The sequence below is a fragment of the Streptomyces sp. Sge12 genome (genome assembly GCF_002080455.1).
GTDB lineage: Bacteria > Actinomycetota > Actinomycetes > Streptomycetales > Streptomycetaceae > Streptomyces.
Map to the genome: position 1 here is coordinate 925,273 of NZ_CP020555.1, position 18,521 is coordinate 943,793.

The 18,521-nt window shown below is 72.7% G+C and carries 16 protein-coding genes; 9 read left to right on the forward strand and 7 right to left on the reverse strand.

All coding sequences use genetic code 11. The features are described from left to right. Positions 1-96: 96 nt before the first annotated feature. On the forward strand, positions 97-1,005 hold the full coding sequence (gene puuE, locus B6R96_RS04275; protein ID WP_053175296.1) for an allantoinase PuuE: 909 nt from the start codon (positions 97-99) through the stop codon (positions 1,003-1,005). A 46-nt stretch (positions 1,006-1,051) separates the two neighbouring features. Here puuE and B6R96_RS04280 read toward each other — a convergent pair whose 3' ends face one another. Beyond that, complete coding sequence (locus B6R96_RS04280) at positions 1,052-2,302, reverse strand: cytochrome P450 (protein ID WP_081521631.1); 1,251 nt, start codon at positions 2,300-2,302, stop codon at positions 1,052-1,054. Between the two features lie 302 nt (positions 2,303-2,604). Between B6R96_RS04280 and B6R96_RS04285 the strand changes: the two genes are divergently transcribed. Further along, the gene (locus tag B6R96_RS04285) at positions 2,605-4,185 is read left to right on the forward strand and encodes a hypothetical protein (RefSeq protein WP_081521632.1); all 1,581 of its coding nucleotides are present in this window, start codon (positions 2,605-2,607) and stop codon (positions 4,183-4,185) included. Positions 4,186-4,530: 345 nt separating this feature from the next. Beyond that, positions 4,531-5,907 carry a hypothetical protein gene (locus B6R96_RS36600; RefSeq protein WP_107475457.1) on the forward strand — a complete coding sequence of 459 codons (1,377 nt, stop codon included), beginning with the start codon at positions 4,531-4,533 and terminating at the stop codon, positions 5,905-5,907. An 86-nt stretch (positions 5,908-5,993) separates the two neighbouring features. Here B6R96_RS36600 and B6R96_RS37620 read toward each other — a convergent pair whose 3' ends face one another. From B6R96_RS37620 to B6R96_RS37165, 3 genes are all read right to left on the reverse strand, one after another. Continuing rightward, positions 5,994-7,106, reverse strand: a complete 1,113-nt coding sequence (locus B6R96_RS37620; protein WP_081521635.1) for a hypothetical protein — start codon at positions 7,104-7,106, stop codon at positions 5,994-5,996. Between the two features lie 41 nt (positions 7,107-7,147). After that, positions 7,148-7,507: a hypothetical protein gene (locus B6R96_RS04305; RefSeq protein ID WP_081521636.1), complete on the reverse strand. Its 360-nt coding sequence runs from the start codon at positions 7,505-7,507 to the stop codon at positions 7,148-7,150. 242 nt (positions 7,508-7,749) lie between these two features. After that, positions 7,750-8,394, reverse strand: a complete 645-nt coding sequence (locus B6R96_RS37165; RefSeq protein ID WP_081521637.1) for a hypothetical protein — start codon at positions 8,392-8,394, stop codon at positions 7,750-7,752. Positions 8,395-8,652: 258 nt separating this feature from the next. On the opposite strand from B6R96_RS37165, the gene B6R96_RS04320 reads away from it, so the two are divergent. After that, positions 8,653-9,279, forward strand: a complete 627-nt coding sequence (locus B6R96_RS04320) for a TetR/AcrR family transcriptional regulator (RefSeq protein WP_237291316.1) — start codon at positions 8,653-8,655, stop codon at positions 9,277-9,279. A gap of 112 nt (positions 9,280-9,391) precedes the next feature. On the opposite strand, the gene B6R96_RS38505 is transcribed toward B6R96_RS04320, so the two are convergent. After that, on the reverse strand, positions 9,392-9,517 hold the full coding sequence (locus tag B6R96_RS38505) for a hypothetical protein (RefSeq protein WP_257789484.1): 126 nt from the start codon (positions 9,515-9,517) through the stop codon (positions 9,392-9,394). A gap of 245 nt (positions 9,518-9,762) precedes the next feature. On the opposite strand from B6R96_RS38505, the gene lanL reads away from it, so the two are divergent. Then, positions 9,763-12,567 carry a class IV lanthionine synthetase LanL gene (lanL, locus tag B6R96_RS04325; protein WP_081521640.1) on the forward strand — a complete coding sequence of 935 codons (2,805 nt, stop codon included), beginning with the start codon at positions 9,763-9,765 and terminating at the stop codon, positions 12,565-12,567. On the opposite strand, the gene B6R96_RS04330 is transcribed toward lanL, so the two are convergent. Further along, on the reverse strand, positions 12,564-12,944 hold the full coding sequence (locus B6R96_RS04330) for a hypothetical protein (RefSeq protein ID WP_081521641.1): 381 nt from the start codon (positions 12,942-12,944) through the stop codon (positions 12,564-12,566). The two genes, lanL and B6R96_RS04330, sit on opposite strands and share 4 nt — an antisense overlap. Before the next feature lie 266 nt (positions 12,945-13,210). On the opposite strand from B6R96_RS04330, the gene B6R96_RS04335 reads away from it, so the two are divergent. The 4 genes from B6R96_RS04335 (at position 13,211) to B6R96_RS04350 (ending at position 17,435) form a co-directional block, all read left to right on the forward strand. Beyond that, the gene (locus B6R96_RS04335; RefSeq protein ID WP_081521642.1) at positions 13,211-14,449 is read left to right on the forward strand and encodes a GNAT family N-acetyltransferase; all 1,239 of its coding nucleotides are present in this window, start codon (positions 13,211-13,213) and stop codon (positions 14,447-14,449) included. A gap of 92 nt (positions 14,450-14,541) precedes the next feature. Then, positions 14,542-14,907 (forward strand): PRC domain containing protein, encoded by a 366-nt coding sequence (locus tag B6R96_RS04340; protein WP_081521643.1) that lies wholly within the window; start codon positions 14,542-14,544, stop codon positions 14,905-14,907. A 123-nt stretch (positions 14,908-15,030) separates the two neighbouring features. Next, positions 15,031-16,890, forward strand: a complete 1,860-nt coding sequence (locus tag B6R96_RS04345; protein ID WP_081521644.1) for a SpoIIE family protein phosphatase — start codon at positions 15,031-15,033, stop codon at positions 16,888-16,890. Between the two features lie 119 nt (positions 16,891-17,009). Beyond that, on the forward strand, positions 17,010-17,435 hold the full coding sequence (locus B6R96_RS04350; RefSeq protein WP_081521645.1) for a hypothetical protein: 426 nt from the start codon (positions 17,010-17,012) through the stop codon (positions 17,433-17,435). Positions 17,436-17,483: 48 nt separating this feature from the next. On the opposite strand, the gene B6R96_RS04355 is transcribed toward B6R96_RS04350, so the two are convergent. Next, a complete protein-coding gene (locus B6R96_RS04355) occupies positions 17,484-18,467 on the reverse strand; it encodes a magnesium and cobalt transport protein CorA (RefSeq protein ID WP_237291317.1) in 984 nt (327 codons plus the stop codon). Between the last annotated feature and the right edge of the window lie 54 nt (positions 18,468-18,521).

Genomic DNA, 18,521 nt, shown 5'->3' on the forward strand with positions numbered 1-18,521 from the left:
TCGACCCCGGGAGGGGACCCGGCGACCCACAGCGCGCTTTCGCCGGGCGCCGCCGCCTACCGGTCCCGGGCCCCCGCGCGGAGTAGGGTGCCGCCCGTGCAGGAGCATCAGCGCGATCTCGTCGGCTACGGCGCCGAGCCGCCGCTCGCCGCCTGGCCCGGCGGTGCCCGTGTCGCCGTCAGCCTCGTCCTCAACTACGAGGAGGGCGGGGAGCAGAACGTCCTGGAGGGTGACGCCGCCTCCGAGGGCTTCCTCCACGAGCTCATCGGTGCGCCACCCGTGGTCGGCGGGCGGGACCTCAACGTCGAAAGCATGTTCGCGTACGGTTCGCGCGCGGGTTTCTGGCGCATCCACCGCACGCTCGCGGCCCACCACGTGCCCCTCACCGTGTACGCGGTGGCCCGGGCGCTCGAACGCAATCCGGACGCCGCACGGGCGATGGCCGCCGCGGGGTGGGAGGTGGCGAGCCACGGCTGGCGCTGGATCGACTACCGCCACGTGTCCGAGGAGGCCGAGCGGGCCGACATCGCGCGCTCGATCTCGACGATCGAGCGGCTCGTCGGCCGCCGGCCCGTGGGCTGGTACACCGGTCGGACGAGCCCGCACACGCGGCGCCTCGTCGCCGAGGAGGGCGGCTTCCTCTACGACTCCGACGACTACTCGGACGACCTGCCGTTCTACGTCGAGGCCGCCGGCCGGCCGCATCTCGTCCTGCCCTACAGCCTCGACGCGAACGACTTCAAGTTCCTGCTGGTGCACGGGTTCACGACCGCCGACGACATGCTCTCCTACCTCGTCGACACCTTCGACACCCTCCACGCCGAGGGCGCCGACCGCCCGCGCATGATGAGCATCGGCCTGCACGGCCGGATCATCGGCCGGCCCGGCCGCATCCGCGCCCTCGACGCCTTCCTGCGGCACGTCGCGCAGCGCGGCGGGGCGTGGGTCACCACCCGCGAACGGATCGCGCGTCACTGGCTCGCCACGCACCCGCCGTTGCGCTGAACCCTGCCCACGGCCCGCCCCGGCCGCCGTCCCCCCGCCGGACGGTTCAGGCCGCGCGGATGCCGTCGCAGGCGATCGGCAGGTGACGCGGTCCGCGCAGCACCGCGTTCTGGCGGTACGGCGGCGGGTCCTCCAGCAGTCGGGGGTTCTCCAGCCGGCGGGCCAGTTCGCTCAGTGCCAGCTGGGCCTCCTGCCGGGCCAGCGGGGCGCCGAAGCAGCTGTGGATGCCGCTGCCGAGCCCGAGGTGCTGGATGTCCCCCCGGTCGGGGTCGAAGCGGTCCGGGTTCTCGAACCGCTTCGGGTCGCGGTTGCCGGACGCCAGGATCAGCGAAACCGTGGCGCCCTTGGGGATGTTCACCCCGCACACCTCGATGTCGGCGAGGGTGCTGCGCCGGGGCAGCAGCTGCACGGGCGGCTCGTACCGCAGCAGTTCCTCGACGATCGGTACGGACAACTGCGGGTCGTCGCGCAGCCGTTGGAGGACGTCCGGGTGGCGCAGCAGGGTCAGCATGCCGTTCGTGATCAGGTTGACCGTGGTCTCGTGGCCCGCGATCAGCAGCAGCGCCGCGGTGCTGACGGCCTCCAGCGTGCTCATGGACCCGTCCGGTTCCTCGCCGGCGGCCGCCAGCTGGGACAGCATGTCCTCGCCCGGGTTCTTGCGGCGCTCCTCGATCAGCCCGGCCAGGTACATGCCGAGCTCCATCTGCGCGTCGGTCGCGGCCTTGGGCCTCTCGCCGGGGTCGGCGTCCGGATCGGGGTCGAGGCTGGCGGCGATGGTGTCGGCCCAGCCGTGGAAGCGGGGTTCGTCCTCGTGCGGTACGCCCAGCAGCCGGCAGATCACCGTCACCGGGAAGGGGTACGAGAACTGGTCGACCAGGTCGATCCGTTCCAGGGAGTCCGCGCCGGCGATGCCGTCGATGAGGCCGGTGACGATGCCGTCGAGCTCGCCGCGCATGTCATGGACCCGGTGCGGCGAGTGCGGCGGCCCGAAGGGCCGGTTGGCGATGCGGCGCAGTCGGTCGTGGTCGGGCGGATCCAGCTTGAGGAAGACCGGCGGCAGCCCTGAGTCGTCCCCTTCGGCCTGCGCCAGCGGGTCGCTCGACGACAGCGTCAGGTTGCGGGGGTCGGAGCTGATGCGCGGATCGTGCAGCAGGCCCTGGATCTCGTGGTAGGTGCTGACGACGTACGGCCCGTCCTCGTCGTGGAACACGGGCGTCCTGCGCAGTTCCTCGTACAACGGGTACGGATCGGCGCGGTTGGCGTAGTCGATGATCTGCCGGAGCATGGCTCGACTCATGGCGTGTCCTCGTGCGGCTCGCGGGATCGGGGCGTGGGAGGGTGCGCTGACCGGCGCCTCCGTGTCCGGTTTTCCCAGCATGCACGGAGGCCCCTGCGGCCGCCTGCCGGGCGACGTAGCCACAGGTCAGGCTCTTGCGGCGGTCCCGTCATCGCTCACCTCGGGTCCGGCCCCTCGACATCCCGGCGGCCTCTGCCGCATCATCATGCTTGCACTCTCAGTGCAATGATGTTGCCACGTGTCCCTCGCATCCCTCGCGCCCTTCCGCGTCCTCGCACGGTCAACGGATGAAAGGCCTACGCATGCGCACCTTCCTCCGCTTCCCGGGTGTACCGGCCGTACCGGTCGTCCTGGCAGCCCTGGTGGCAGCCGCCCTGTTGTCGCCCCTCACCGCCGCGGCCCCGGCCGGCGCAGTGACCCCGCCCGCCCTGTCCATCCCCTCGGACCCGCGCGGAGCCGGACTGGCCCCGTTCACCGGTCACCCCGTCGCACCGCGACCGGTCACCGTGCCCGCGGTCCCGCAGCACCCGTTCATGGCCGCCAACGGCTCCAGCAATGTGCACGGCGACGCGTACCAGAGCGACACGTACGAGGGGCCCGGCCCCACCGGCCGCGACCTCGCCGTGCGCAGCAGGCTCCAGGGCGGGCTCTGCGGCTCGGTCACCTTCGACTCCAGGGGCCGGATCGTCACCGTCTGCATGACCCCCGGACACGCTCCCCGGCTGATGCTCCTCGCTCCGCACGACCTCGGAGCGGTCGCGTCGCTCACGCTGCCCGGGACGGCGGGCTCCAGCCCCACGGAAGTCTCCGGAGGCGGCTACTTCTACCTGGACCGGCTCGACCGGGCCGTCGTCCCCACGAAGGACGGCACCATCCAGGTCGTGGCCGTCCGCGGCGACGCGCTCGTCACGCAGGCGCGCTACGACCTCAAGGCCGCGATCGGCACCAGCGGCATCGTGTCCGTCCTGCCCGACTGGTCGGGGCGGATGTGGTTCGTGACCGGCAGCGGGGTGGTCGGCGTGCTCGATCCGGCCACCGCCGCGGTCTCCACCCATGTGCTGCCGGGGGAGACGATCACCAACAGCATCGCGGTCGACGAATCCGGCGGCGTCTTCGTCGTCAGCGACCACGCCCTCTACCGCTTCGACGCGCGCGTCGAGGGCCGACCCACCGTCACCTGGCGGGCCGCGTACGACAGGGGGTCGCGGCAGAAGCCCGGCCAGCTCGGCCGGGGCAGCGGCACCACACCCACGCTCATCGGCCCCGCATCCGGCCCGGACGGGGGGTACGTCGCCATCACCGACAACGCCGACCCGCAGATGCAGGTGCTCGTGATGGCACGCGGGACGGCCGGCCCCGGGAAGGTGTGCGAACAGCCGGTCTTCGCCCCGGGAAGGGGCGCCGACGAGAACAGCCTCATCGCCGTGGGCGGCGACCTCATCGTGGAGAACAACTACGGCTACGTCGCCGGGGACCACGCCCTCCTGAGGGGGATGCTCGGAGGGCGCCAGGCCGACACCGAGCCCGGCCTGGCCCGGGTGCACGTCGACTACACCACCCGTACGTGCTCCCTCGCCTGGTCGGACACCGTCGAACGGGTTCCCAGCGTCGTCAGCAAGGTCTCCCTGGCGACGGGCCTCCTCTACACCTTCACGCACCCGACCGCCGACGAACTGCGCTCCGCCGGCGCGAAGGGCACCGCTGCGATGCCCGACGCCTGGTACCTCACGGCATTGGACGTACGGACCGGCCGACGGGTGTGGAGCCGTCTGGTCGGCTCCGGACCCCTGTTCAACAACCACTACGCGCCGGTGACCCTGGGAAGGGACGGCTCCGCCTATGTCGGCGTGGTCGGCGGCCTCGTCCGGATCAAGGACTCCTGACCGCCTGAACCCCCGACCCGTGCGGACCGACCGCCCGGCCTGCCGCCCGACCTGCCCGCCCGACCTCGACCTGCCGTCCGACCCCGCCGCCGACCCGCCGCCGGACCCGCCGTCCGGCTCTCCGACTGGGCCCGGACGTGTGACAGACCCCGGCCACGCCGCTGTACCGGGCATGAACCGCGCCCCACCCGGTTACCCCTTCCCCGGGTCCCAGCGTCCTCGGCACAGGAGCGCGGCGGATCCCGACCGGTTCACGTCGGGCTCCGCCGCCGCACCTCGGAGGGCTCCGCGAATGGCTTCACGAAAGGCACGACGATGAGACGGCGCAGCACGCGTCATCGGGGATTGAGCTCCCTTGTCACCCTGGCCCTGACCGGCGTGGCGGCGGCCTCCGCCGCGGTTCCCGCCCATGCGGTCGCGGTGCCGTGCAACACGGCGGCCTTGATCGCCGCGATCAACAACGCCAACCTGAACGTGGACACGGTCATCGATCTGGAGCCGTACTGCCTCTACGAGGTCACGGCTCCCTACACGGCGGGGGCCGACGACGGGCTTCCGCCCATCACCAACACCAACGGCGTGACCATCAACGGTCACCACGCGACCATCAAGCGCGTGAGCGCCGCCCCCTTCCGCCTGTTCGAGGTCGGAACCTCCGCGACGGTTCTGGGCAGACTGACCCTCAACGACCTGACCGTCATGAACGGTCAGCCCGCCGGCCCCGTCGGCGGCGGCGCCGTGCTGGTCAACCGCAACAGCACCTTCGCCGGGACCAACGTCGCCTTCCAGGGCGGAACGGCGAACATCGGCGGCGGCATCAGGTTCCTGCCCGGCGCCACGGGCACCCTCACCGACAGCCGCATCACGGACAACCGCACCACCGGCGGGGCGAGCACGGGGGGCGGGGTGTACTCCGAAGGACAGGTCTCCCTCGTCAAGACCCGCATCACGGGCAACCGTGCGCGGATCGGCGGCGGCATCGGGCACCCTTCGGGGACGCTCGCCATCACCGGGAGCACCATCAACCACAACACCGCCTTCGACGCCGGCGGCGGCATCTCCTCCGACGGATCCGGCGCCCTGCACGTGACGCGGACCGCCGTCACCGACAACCGCGTCACCACCGGCGGTCTCGGGACGGGCACCGGCGGCGGCGTCCATATCGGTTTCGGTGGCAGCCAGGCGTTCAGGAACTCCACCATCGAGGGGAACACCGTGGCCGTCCAGGCGGCGGACGACGGCGGTGGCGGCATCTTCTCGTTCGGCGGGGCGCTCACCCTGGACTTCACCAAGGTGAGGGGCAACAAACTCATCGGGGAAGCCGGTCACGGTGCCGGGATCAGCGCGCTGGGGGGCACCGTGAACATCCTGAACGCGTCGGAGGTCTCCGGGAACCTGGCCGCCGGCCGCTACTCGCTGGGCGGCGGCCTCTACACGGCCGGCCTCCTCGCCGCCGCCCCGGCGGTGACGGTGAAGAAGTCCTCGATCGACCGCAACAAGGTCTCCGGCACCGGTTCACGGGGCGCCGGCATCTACAACGCGGCCGGCACCTACCAACTGACCGACGCCTCGGTGCGGTTCAACGTCGCACCCGACGCCCCCGCGCCCGGCGGCATCTGGACGAGCACGGCGATCACCTCGGTCACCAACACCAGGATCACCGGCAACACACCGACCAACTGCCGCTTCAGCCCGGCGCCCGTGACGTCCTGCGTCGGCTGACCTCTCCCCCGCCGACGGCCTGCGGCCCCGCCCCCGAGAAGGGGACGGGGCCGCAGGGCTTCGCCCGGCCGTGCTTCCGCCGGGTATCAGCTCGAACCGACGAACGTGATGTACACGGCGCCGTTCTGACCGCTGTTGCCGTTGGCGATCACCGGGACGCTCGCGACGGTGTCGGTGTTCGCCGCCGCCCAGCTGCCGCCACCGCCGCCGCCTCCACCGGTGATGGCTTCGCCGCCGCCTCCACCGCCGCCGCCACCGCCCCAGCCGCCGCCTCCACCGCCCCCGCTGCCGTAGTTGGTGCCGTTGGTCCGCCACTCGCCCTCGCCGCCCTGTCCGGCATTGCCGAAGAAGAGGGAGGTGTTGTTCGTCCAGGTCGCACCGGCGTTGGGGCCGTTGCCGGTGTGGACGGGGCCGCCCAGACCGCCGATGCCGTCGATGCCGCCGGTGCCGCTCTTGCTGTCCACGCCGGAGCCGCCGCGGCCACCGCCGCCGCCGTCACCGTTGCTGCCGCCGCCCCCGCCCGCACCGGTACGCGTCAAGGTGCCGGTGGTGGCCTTGCCGTTGCCGCCCGTGGATCCGGCCGAGATGATCTGGCCCGAGACCGCGGTGCCGCCGTTGCCGCCGGCGCCGCCGTTGCCGTTGGCGTTGCCCTGGCCGCCTCCGCCGCCACCGCCGGCATCGGCGAGCAGCGTGGTCGTGGTGCACGTGCCGTAGCCCGCGATGCACGGGTTCTGCGTGGTCAGGTCCACGCCGGAGACCAGGGTGGAGGCACCGCCGCGGCCGCCGGCGGACGTCGCGCCGAGCTGGCCGACGTAGTAGTACAGGTTCTGTCCGAACGCGGTCCGGAAGCTCGCCACCGACGTCACGGTCTGCGCCTTGCCGCCGTAGCCGCCGTCACCGCCGCGGTAGAGGCCGCCGCCGTTGCTGCCGTACCGTCCGGCACCGCCGTACGCGGTCACGACCATGGGCGTGGTCGTGGTCAGCGCGGTCTGCGTCGCGGCCTGCGCCGCCGCCAGCAGGGCCGTGGTGTCGTACGAGGAGAGGCCGTCCGGCAGCTGGCAGGACACCACGGCGGTCTGGATCTCTCCGCACGAGATGTCGGTCGTCGTGGCCGAGGCGGTCGGTGCGGAGAGCGCCAGGACGGAGGCCAGGCATGCGCCGGTCCCCAGGGCCTTGACGACCCATTCCGATCTGAGCATGAAATTCCCTTCAGGGGCGGGCGGACGGGCCCGGCGTGCGGTCAGGGCGCGCATTGTGCGACGGCCGCGACGGTGGCATTCGTCCTCGAGTCGTTCAGGACGGTGACGGTCCAGGTGTTGGGGGTCGCCGCCCGGGAGGTCAGCAGGACCTGCATCGAGCCGCTCATCAGGTAACCGCCGCTGACGAGCACGCTCCTGCCCGGGCAGGTGGCGAACACGGTGCCCTCCTCGCCGGGGACCAGGGTGACGGGGTCGCCGACCGTCTCGAAGGTGGGCACGGGCTCGGCCGGGGCGGTGGTGTCGGCGGGATCGTCCGCCTCCGCCAAGGCCGAGTGACCCGCTGCCGGTACCGGGCCCGCTGCCGCGGTACCCGAGAGCCCGGCCAGGGACACGGCGAGCACGGCGAAAACCCCGCAGGCCCGGGGGATCCGCCGACTGGTCCGCGGCCCCGAACGGCCGCGCCGAGGGAGATCAGAGCGCATCAAGGAGCTTCTGCTTTCTGGGGGAGGAGCGAGCGGTTCGCGGCATCGTTACCCTCTGGGGACCCTCGCGCGTCCGCTCTGCTGTCTTTTGAGTGACTGTCATACGGCGCCCGGCCCAGTGCGAAGCGTCGCACGCGCCGCGGAGCGCCGTGGTATCGCGGTCAGGCCTGGGGGGACGCCTGCGGCGCGTCCCCGCGCGGGCCCTCGTGCGAGCCCTCGTGCGAGCCCTCCTGCGACTCCTTGCGGGCGTCCTCGCGGCGCTCGTCGTGGGGCTTCGCGACGGGCCTGCCGTGGGGGCCCTCGCCAGGTCCGCGGCCGGGCCTGTGGTGCTGGCCGAACTCGGGCGCGAGCACCCTGAAGGGGATGGACTGCCACAGCTGGGAGCTGTGCCCCGCGAGCTCCAGGTGGTACTCGCCGCGGAGGCGGTGACGGGCGGCGGCGCGCCGCTCCGGCACCGTGATCGTCCCGGAGACCTCTCCGTCGGCGTTGGCGAGGAGGATGGCGAGGGTAACGATGCGCCGCCCGGCGCGCAGGTCGCCGTTCCCGTCGGACCCCTCCACGGCTCGGGTGTCATCGGCCCGGCCCTCCGGGATCAGCCGGACGTACACCTCCTCGTTCGGCCAGTACCGGCTCGCGGACACGGTGAAGGTCTCCCCGTGCGCCACGGTGTTGCGGTCGACGGTGATGGTGGAGAAGGGGGCCGGGTTGACCGCGGCCGGCGGCGCTGCCGACGCTGCGGCCGGGCCCGCGCTCAGTACTGCGGCTCCGGCCGCCAGGGCGACGAGCCATCGCGGGTTTCTGGGCATGGTGGGGTGGTCTCCTTCGGAAGCGGAGGGCACGCCGGGCTGTTCTTCGAACACCGGCCCGCGATTCGTAGACACGTACGCACCGAACCAAACAGGCGCGCCCTGCGGCTCCCCGGGACGGTCGCGGTCTGCCACCCGTACGGTCGGCACCCGCGGGGCACCGCTCCCCCGCCGGGACTTCCGGCTCCGGCCGCGCCGACGCGGCCGCCCCGCCGGCTCGTTTGCGACAATGGCACCCAGCGAGTGGGGAGGGGCGCCGTGAATCAGTCGGCTCGACGACCACGGACCGAGGAGCGCGCCGCGGACGGCCGCGCCGAGCGGGGCCGCCAGTCCCGGGTGAAGATCGCCGAGGCCGTACTGTCCCTGCTCGACGACGGGGAATCGAGCTTCCCCGCCGAGCGGGTGGCCGAGCGTGCGGGCGTGTCGCGGCGCCTGGTGTTCCACCACTTCGCCGACTTGTCCGAGCTGGTGGAGACGGCGATCACCCGTCGGCTGGAGCAGCTGATCGAGCAGATCAGGCCGCTTCCGACGACCGGTCCGCGCGACACCAGGGTGGCTGCCCTCACGGAACAGCGCGCACGGATCCTGGAGTGGATCACTCCGGCCCAGCTGACCCTGATGCGCCTGGAGACACCGGGCGACCGGGTCGCCGAGGTCACCCGAGAGGTACTGGACCTCGCCCGGGCGCGACTGGCCGAGATCTTCGCGGAGGAACTCGAACGCCTGCCCGCGTCACGCAGGTCCGAAGTGCTCCACGGTCTGGACGCGGTGACGACCTGGGGCGCCTGGTACCACTGGCGCAGCAGCGGCCTGAGCGCCGAATCGGCCGCCCGCACCATGGAGACGGCCGTACACGCCCTGCTCGCCACGACCGACCGCCCCTAGGGCGCGCCAGGGAAATCGCCGGTACACGGCTGATCCCCGCCCTGTGGGGCGGGGATCGAGCCATCGGCTGCCGGACGGGGCGCCTTTGCGGCGCGGGTCGGCGGCCACGCGGTCATTCATCGGCCGCCAGGGTGAGGGTGCAGCTGGACCAACCGGTGCAGTCGCGCTCGGACATCTCCTGTTCCTGCTCCTGCGGGAGCAGCTCCAGGGCGTTCAGGTCGGTCGTCGTCTCGTTCATCGCCTTGCCTCTCTCCTCGGACCTCCCGGATCACCTCGACCCGGCACATGGTCGATACCCCGACAAATCGACAGAACACCGGACTTGGGGATTTCTTTGCACTTTGAGTGCAAATACTTACCTTCGGGCCCGTCCCGGCCGGCCCGGCCCGGCCCGACAGGAAGGCGCGGCGGGGCGGGCATAGACTGGTGAGCTGCGCACACGCACCGTGATCCGCCGAGGATCCGAGAGAGCGCTGACCGCCCATGACCGCGAATCCGCACCCCGCCCCGCCGGACGACGCGTCGGCCGACTCGCTCCTGCTGCTCGATGTCGCACGCGCCGTGCTGAGCCGCTGCGGAGGCCAGCGGTGGACCCTGCAGCCGACGGAGTCGTGGTGCTTCGTACGGCCTCCGGGCGCCGCCGTACGGCGCAAGCACGGATGGAAGCTCCACGTCTCGGCAACTCCGCTGTCGGCGGCGCTCGTTCTCGCCCGGTCGGCGCAGGTGCTCACACGCCGCGGGGCCTCCTTCAAGTTCGCGGTCGATCTGGACCGGGTCGTACGGCTCGGGGACGTCTGGCACGACCGGGGCACGGGCGGAAAGTTCATCACCGTGTACCCGGACGACGATGAGCGGTTCCGCGTCCTGGCCCGTGAGTTGGATGCCGCGACGGCCGGGCTGAGCGGCCCCAGGATCCTGTCCGACAGGCCGGTGCGGCCCGGCAGCCTCGTCTTCTTCCGGTACGGGCAGTTCAGCGGCGACACGGCCCTGAACGACGACGGGGTCCTCGAGCCGTGGATGACCGGTCCGGACGGCAGCAGGATCAAGGACGAGCGCGCCGCGGGGTTCACCCTCCCGCCCTGGGCCGCCTACCCCTTTCCAGACGCATCCCACGCATCCCACGCGTCCGACACGGCTGCACCGGTGCTGCTCGGGGGCCGGTTCAAGGTGCTGCGGGCCGTCCGGCACGCGAACAAGGGGGGCGTCTACCGGGCGGTGGACGAACGGACGGGGCTCGAAGTCGTCGTCAAGCACGCGCGGGCACACGTCGGCGCCCGCCTGGACGGAACCGACGTGCGCGACCGGCTGCGCGACGAGGCCAGGACGCTGGAGCAGCTCGCACCGCTGGGGATCACCCCCGGGATGGTCCGGCTGTTCGAAGAGCAGGGCGACTTGTTCCTCGCCGAGGAGCTGGTGCCCGGAGAGCCCCTGCACCTGTGGCAGTCGGCGCGCGCCCGGGAGGGCGGACCGGGACCGGCCGAGTCCGCCGCCATGGTCGCGGGGCTGGTGGCCCTGGTGCGGACGGTTCACGAGGCGGGATTCGTGATCCGCGACTTCAAGCCGCACAACGTCATGGTCACCCCATCCGGGGAACTGCGTCTGATCGACACCGAGTACGTGACCGAAGCGGGGCGGCCGTGCGCCCCGGCTTACACGCGGGGCTTCGCCGCACCCGAGGTCAGGGCCCTGGGGCTGCACGCATCGGCTGCGGAGTCCACCGCGGTCGCGGGAGCGGCGGCGGACCGCTTCAGCCTGGGAGTGGTCCTCTTCTCCCTTCTGACCGGCCTCGATCCCCGATGGGCGGCCGGCTGGACCGATGGCGCCGACCACCGCCGGGACGGGCAGCGGGTGCTCCCGCTGATCGCCCTCTCGCACCCCGCGCTGGCACCGTTCGGCGAACTGATCGCCGGGCTGACCCTGGCCGACCCCGGCGCGCGGTGGACCCTCCCGCACGCCCTGGCCTGGCTGGCGGGGCGGAACGGGGCGACCGGGCCGAACGGGAACAGCGCCCGTCGGGCCGGTGGGCCTGCGGCGGCCCCGGCGCCGCGGGCCGCGCTGCCCCCGTACCGGCCGGACACGATCGACCGGCTGCTCGACGACGGCATCGCCCACCTGCAACGCACCATGACCCCGTGGCGCGCAGCGCTGTGGCCCGCGCCGGAATGGGACGTGCCGCGCAGCGATCCCTGCAACACCTGGAACGGCGCGGCCGGCGTACTCGCCACCCTCACCCACGCCGCACGGGCCGGCGGTGGCGCCTCCCCGCTCACCACCGTGGCCGAGGCCGCCCGCTGGCTGGACGAGCGCCTGTTCAGCACGGACCGGCTGCTGCCCGGCCTGTGCTTCGGCCGTTCCGGCACGGCCTGGGCGCTGTTCGACGCCGCCCGGCTGCTCGATGACGCGGCCATGGCCGATCGGGCGATCGCGCTCGTCGAGCAGCTCCCGACCCGGTGGCCGAGCCCCGACGTCACCCACGGCCTCTCCGGGGCGGGTACTGCGTGTCTGCACCTGTGGGAGGCCACCGCCGACGAGTCCCTCCTCGAAGCGGCGTTCGCCCGCGCCGATGCCGTTCTGGACGCCGCGGACCGGACGGGCGGCGACTGGACCTGGCCGACCTCCCGCGACACGGACTCCGTACTCGCGGGAGCGCACACGTACGGATTCGCCCACGGGACGGCAGGGGTCGGGGCGTTCCTGCTGGCCGCCTCGGCCGCGGCCGAGGCTCGCGGACACACCGCGCAAGCGGGCCGGTTCGCAGCCGCCGCCCTCGGCGCGGGCGACACCCTGGTCCGGGCCGCGCGGGTGCAGGAGGGCCGGGCGGCCTGGCCCGCCGAAGTGGGCGGCGAGCCGCAGTTCCGGCCGAGCACCCAATGGTGCAACGGGCCTGCGGGCATCGGCACCTTCCTGATCCGGCTGTGGGCGGCGACCGGCGTGCAGCGCTTCGCGGACCTCGCCGAACAGGCCGCGGCGGCCGGCGTCAGCGACCCGTGGCGTGCGATCGCCGGCGCGTGCTGCGGAAACGCCGGGACCGGCCACTTCCTCCTGGACATGGCCGACTTCACCGGTGAGGCCCGCTACCGCACCCGGGCCGAGGGCATCGCCGCGCTCATCGAGGCCCAGCACTGCGAGTCCGACGGGCTGCGCCTCGTCGCCGACGCCACGAGCGGCTCCGAGTACGGCAACGGCGCGGCGGGGATCCTCGACTTCCTGCTGCGCCTGCGCCACGGCGGCACCCGCCCGTGGACGGTGTCATGGCCACCCGGGCCGCCCACCGCCGCCCGTACCTAGGCCGTCTCTTCCAGAGCCTGCGGGGCCGGCGTTCCGTGCGACAGCCGGCCGTGCAGGGCGGGGCCGCCGAGGGTCACCAGGACGAACAGGAACCCGGCGGTGATCAGAGTCGGCTCCGCGAACCACAGGCCGGCGAGCCGGTCGACGAGCAGGGCCACGGCCACCAGGAGCACCTTCCCCGCCACCAGGCCCAGGAACAGTCGGCGGTCGAGCGGAGCCCTCCCGGCCCGGGCGAGGCGGCGGCCGAGGAAGCGGCCGGCCACGCTGACGCAGAGCACCACCACGAGGACGCGCAGTGCGTGCTCCCACGCGGGCATGTCCCCGCCGAGCACCCAGACGGCAGCCACGGCCGCGCCCGCAGCGGCGTAGGCGGACACCTGCGCGACCGACGGACCGCGCCGCCCGGTCCCGCCCTGACCTGCATGGACACGGCTCGGCCCGGCAGACGCTCGGGCGGTGTGGACAGACATGTCTCGCCTTTCGTTACGGGCAGCGAATAAATGCCACGAACAGCCACAAAACAACTTGCACTCCGAGTGTCATGTCTTTGGGTGCGCCTCGTCAAGCCCCTCCGGGTGACCCACCCGGGTGGCACCCCCGCCCCGTACGCCTCCGCGGCCGGAATCCCTGGTAGAGGTGACCCATGGCGCCACAGTTGCGGACGTTGGAGGCCCCCGCGTGGGACACCTGGTACGGGACCCTGGAGCGGGCGTTCGGCGGGCCGCCCACGCCCCCGCAGACGCGGGAGCTGTGGCAGGACCTCACCGAACCCGACCGGTCCATCGGCGCCTGGGACGGCGACGAGTGCGTGGGCACCGCCGGGGCCTTCTCGCTGCGCCTTTCGGTGCCGGGCGGCGCCCTGGTCGACACCGCCGGGGTGACGATGGTGAGCGTGTCCGCCACGCACCGCAGGCGCGGGCTGATGACGGCCATGATGCGGCGCCAGCTCGACGACATCCGCGAGCGGGGCGAACCGCTGGCGGCACTGGTGGCGTCCGAGCCGGCCATCTACGGCCGCTTCGGCTACGGCCTGGCCACGCAGCAGCTGTCGACGACCATCGACACGACGCGCGTACGCCTGGAGGCCCCGGCCGGCACGGGCACGGACGGGGTGCGCCTGCGGTACGCCGATCCGGTGTCCGCGCTGCCGGCGTGCGAGGCGGTGTACGCGGACCAGGTGGCCGAGCGGCCGGGCATGCCGGCCCGCCGGCCCGGGTGGGAGCGCCTGGCCGTACTGCCGCCCCAGGGCGGCGGCCGCGACGGCGGCGCACCCCTCCAGTGCGTCGTCGCCGAACGGGACGGGGCGACGGTCGGATACGCCCGTTTCCACAACACACCGCAGTGGGACGTCTCGGGCGCACACGGCAGGATCGTGCTCCGCGACCTCGAGGCCCGGGATCCCACCGCGTACGCGGCACTGTGGCGCTTCCTCTTCGAGATCGATCTGACGTCGGCCCTCGTGGCACAGAACCGCCCGGTGGACGACGCGTGGCAGCACCTCGTCTCCGACGTCCGCCGGTGCGAAAGGCAGCTGCGGGACGGCCTGTTCGTCCGGCTGGTGGATGTGGGCGCCGCGCTCGAAGCCCGCACGTACCGCACCCGGATCGAGATCGTCCTCGAGGTCACGGACCCCTTCTGCCCCTGGAACGAGGGCCGTTGGCAACTCACCGGGGACGCCGGGGGCGCATCGTGCACGCGCACCCGCGCAGCGGCCGATGTGGCGTTGCACGCAGGGGCACTGGCCTCCGCCTACCTGGGCGGCGTCTCGCTGACCGCTCTCGCGCGGGCCGGTCGGGCCCGTGAGCTGAGGCGCGGAACGCTCGCACGAGCCTCCCTGGCCCTCGGCGGCGAGGTGGCCCCCTGGCTGCCGCACTCGTTCTGATGCGGCTCGGGACCGCCCGCAGGGGAATCGAGCCGCCGGTCTCGGGGCAGACGCGCCGTCGGCAAGGGTTCCGAGCGAAGGAGTTGTACCGCATGACGGAGAACGTGTGGGCCTACCGCGCCGGCGTCGACTATCTGGCGGCCGACCTCACCGGCTACAAGGTCGAGGCGGTCGACGGCAGCATCGGCACCGTCGACAAGCACTCCGACGAGGTCACCGACGCCTATCTGGTCGTCGACACCGGGGTGTGGATCCTCGGCAAGGAGGTCCTGCTTCCGGCCGGCCTGGTGACCCGCGTCGACCACGCGGCGGAGAAGGTCTACGTGGACCGTACGAAAAAACAGATCAAGGCCGCCCCGGAGTTCCACCGGCACGAACACCTCGGGAACGCGGACCACCACGAGGCCGTGGGCACGCACTACCTCTCCGGCCTGTCGTTCGGCGTCCCGCCCGCCTGACCCGTCCACGTCCGGCGACCGGCGACCGGCCGTGCTGCCCCTGTCCCCGTATGACCGGCGGAGCGGCCCCCCACTGATCTAGGATGCGGTGGAGGGCCTCGGGACAGCGCGACCGGAGGGCAGATGCCGGAACAGGGCCGGGAACCCGGAGCGGTCCCGGGCAGCGCACGGCGGCGGGCCTTGCTGCCCGCCGGTCTTTCGGCGGCCCCGGACACCGGGATGGACCGCTTCGCCCGGCTGGTTTCACGAACCCTGCGGGTGCCGGTCGCTCTCGTGTCGCTGGTCGAGGAGGACCGGCAGATCCTGCCCGGCATGATCGGTCTGCCGGAGCCCTGGGCGGAGCGCCGGGCGCTGCCGCTGTCGCATTCGCTCTGCCGGTACGTGACGACCTCCGGGCAGCCCCTGGTCGTGGCCGACGTCCGTGCCGACGACCGGCTCCGTACCGACCCGGCCATCGAGGATCTCGGGCTCGTCGCCTATGCGGGCATGCCGCTGACCGACGCCGCCGGGCTGGTCCTGGGCTCCTTGTGCGCCATCGACCACGCACCACGGACGTGGGGCGACGGCGAGCTGGCCGACCTGCAGGATCTGGCCGCGGCCTGCTCCGCCGAGCTGTGCCTGCGCGTCCTGTCGGCGCAGAGCCGCTCCGCACAGCAGGTACTGGAGACCGCGTGGGCCGCCGCCGAGCACGCCCGCAGCCACGCGGAGCTCCTGGAGCACGAGGCCCAGGCCGGCATGGACCATGCCGAGCTGCTGCTGAGAGCCTCGGAGGAGCTGGCACAGACGTCCGGGCTGGAGGACGTCCGGCGCAGGCTGCGGGACCTTTTCGTCGGCGTCGGGAAGCCCTCGTACGTCGGTCTGCTGGTCGCCGACAAGGACGAACTGCACCGGGTCGCCGACCCCGACATCGAGCACTCGGTGGAGCTGGAGGTCCTCACGCTCCCCGTGAGCGCGGCGTTCCCGAGCACGCGGGCCATGCGGGAAGGGCGGCCGGTCTTCGTTCCCGACCGTGAGGCGCTCGTCGCCGAGTACGGCCCCGAGGCGGTCGGCTTCTTCGACCGCATGGGCTTCACCACCGTGCTGTGCCTGCCGCTCTGGGGCAGCCGCGCCCTGCTGGGCGTCCTCGCGGTCTGTTGGGCCAAGCGGCACGAGGTGGGCATCACCGAGCGTGCCACGCTCACCGCCGCATCCGGTTACGTCGCGCAGGCGGTGGAACGCGCCCTGTACCTCGACGACCGCGTCTCCGTGGCCCGGCAGCTGCAGGAGGCCATGCTCACCGACCTCCCCGTCACCGACCGCATCGAGATCAGCGCCCTGTACGAACCGGCCGCGGCCGGCGACATGATCGGTGGGGACTGGTACGACGCCTACCACCTGCCGCCCGCCCCACCCGGCGGCGGCGGTCCCGGATCCCTCATGGTCACGGTGGGTGACATCACCGGGCACGACATGCACGCAGCCACGATCATGGGCCAGATCCGCAGCATGCTGCGCCAGGCCACCCTCGACCACCCGCCGTACAGCCCCGCCACGGCGCTGACCGCGCTCGACGCCGCATGCTCGGTCCTGCCCATCGAGGCCGGCGGCACGCTGGTCCACGCGCGACTCGACCTCGTCGACGGCGGTCCCGGCTGGAGGCTGACCTGGTCGAACGCCGGCCACCCGCCGCCCCTGCTCCGTACCCCCGACGGGCGGGTGACCCTCCTGGCCGAGCACGACATCCTCCTCCACGGGGGCCTCGGGCCGTACCGGCGCACCGAGGCCCGGCGCGACCTCCCCGCGGGCTCGACGCTGCTGCTCTATACCGACGGGCTCATCGAGCGCCGCGGCCACGACATCGACGCCTCGATCGCACGACTCGTGGACCTGCTCGCCCGCCACGGCGACCTCCCGCCGGCGGAACTGCTCCGGCGGATCAGCGAGCGATCGGCCGACCCCGCTCCGGGGGACGACGTCGTCGTACTGGCCCTGCGCATCGCCTGAAGGCACCGCCCGCGCGACCGGTAATCCTTATGTCCCTTTTGTGGCGTGATGGTTCACAACCGGGGTAGGCGCAAGCCGTGTCCGGCGGCTGTCCGGACGCGGATCCAAGGAGCCATTCCATGTTTCTCATCCTCGGACTCATCCTTCTGATCGCCGCCATCGTCGTCGGCCTGGCCGGGGTCTTCGGCAATACCGGTGCGGGGCACGAGCTCGGCGCCGGCGGCGATTTCTCGGTGTTCGGCTACCACGCCAGCGGTTCGACCGGATCCCTGTTCCTGACCGGAATCATCGTCGGAGCCGTCGCGCTCCTGGGTCTGGCCCTGGTCATGATGGGCGTCCGCCGGTCGGCCCGTCGCTCGGCGCAGGCCCGCCGGGACCGCGACCTGTCGCGCCGTGAGGCCGCCGCCGTGGACCGCGAGCGCGATGGCCGCGTCGAAGGCGGTACGCCGGTCGCCGACGCTCCCCGCGACGGGACCAGCGCTCCGGTGTCCGACCAGCCGCGCGGTCGAGGCCACTGGTTCGGCCACAGAGCCGCGCACCGCTGACCGCCGAGCGACCGGCCGCCGAGCGACCGGCCGCCGGCCGCCGGCCGCCTAGAGCCAGCCGTTGCGGCGGAAGGCGCGGTACAGGCAGCCCGATGCCAGCGCCATGAGGCCGACGGCGAGCGGGTAGCCGTAGCTCCAGCCGAGCTCGGGCATGTGCTCGAAGTTCATCCCGTAGACACCGGCGACCATGGTGGGGACCGCGAAGATCGCGGCCCAGGCGGAGATCCGCCGCATGTCGTCGTTCTGCCAGGTGCCGACGCGGGCCTGCTGTGCGTCGAGCACCGAGTTGAGCAGTTCGTCCAGCGTCCGCACCTCGGTGTCGGTGCGGTGCAGGTGATCGGCCACGTCCCGGAAATAGGGCAGGACCTTGGCCGGTAGTTCCTCCTCGGCCGGACCGCTCAGCAGACCGGGCAGGACGGGCACCAGTGGCTGCACGGCGTCCCGGAACTCACGGACCTCCCGCTTCAGGGAGTAGATGTCCTCGGTGTGGTCGACGCGAGCGGACGAGAAGACGCGGTCCTCCAGCCGGTCGAGCGCGGCGCGCACCGTCTCGGCCGCCTCGCTGTAGGCGTCGACCACGACGTCGAGCACGGCGTGCAGGACCGACAGGGGGCCGAAGCGCAGCATGGCCGGGTCGGCGTCGAGTCGGCGGGCTGCCTCGGCAGCCGGATCCAGCTCGCCGTGCCGGACGGTGAGTACGTAGCGGGGGCCGACGAAGAGCATCAACTCACCCGTCTCCACCGCCGCTTCCTCCTCGACGTACCAGAGGGTCTTCAGTGCGACGGCCAGTACGTCGCCGAAGCGCTCCCGCTTCGGCCGCTGGCGTGCCTGGACCGCGTCCTCGACCGCCAGGCGGTGCAGGCCCAGTTCCTCGGCCAACTGCACGAGTTCGCCCTCGGCGGGATCCACGAGTCGCACCCAGCCGAACTCGCCTTCGTCCAGTCCGCGCAACCGCTTCAGCACCAGTCGGCAGGCTTCGTCGTCCAGCCCGCACTCGACGAATTCGGACCGGCCGGACTGCTCCTCGTACACCACGCATTCCATACACCGCGCATGCTTCGAAACCCCGATTCCATGCGTGCCCGG

Coding starts and splice junctions, on each gene's coding strand:
- B6R96_RS38505 (WP_257789484.1), bottom strand. CDS start 9,517: ATGAACGAGACGACGACCGACCTGAACGCCCTGGAGCTGCTCCCGCAG.
- B6R96_RS37620 (WP_081521635.1), bottom strand. CDS start 7,106: ATGCTCAGATCGGAATGGGTCGTCAAGGCCCTGGGGACCGGCGCATGC.
- B6R96_RS04335 (WP_081521642.1), top strand. CDS start 13,211: ATGGCGCCACAGTTGCGGACGTTGGAGGCCCCCGCGTGGGACACCTGG.
- B6R96_RS04285 (WP_081521632.1), top strand. CDS start 2,605: ATGCGCACCTTCCTCCGCTTCCCGGGTGTACCGGCCGTACCGGTCGTC.
- B6R96_RS04350 (WP_081521645.1), top strand. CDS start 17,010: ATGTTTCTCATCCTCGGACTCATCCTTCTGATCGCCGCCATCGTCGTC.
- B6R96_RS04340 (WP_081521643.1), top strand. CDS start 14,542: ATGACGGAGAACGTGTGGGCCTACCGCGCCGGCGTCGACTATCTGGCG.
- B6R96_RS04280 (WP_081521631.1), bottom strand. CDS start 2,302: ATGAGTCGAGCCATGCTCCGGCAGATCATCGACTACGCCAACCGCGCC.
- lanL (WP_081521640.1), top strand. CDS start 9,763: ATGACCGCGAATCCGCACCCCGCCCCGCCGGACGACGCGTCGGCCGAC.
- B6R96_RS04345 (WP_081521644.1), top strand. CDS start 15,031: ATGCCGGAACAGGGCCGGGAACCCGGAGCGGTCCCGGGCAGCGCACGG.
- B6R96_RS37165 (WP_081521637.1), bottom strand. CDS start 8,394: ATGCCCAGAAACCCGCGATGGCTCGTCGCCCTGGCGGCCGGAGCCGCA.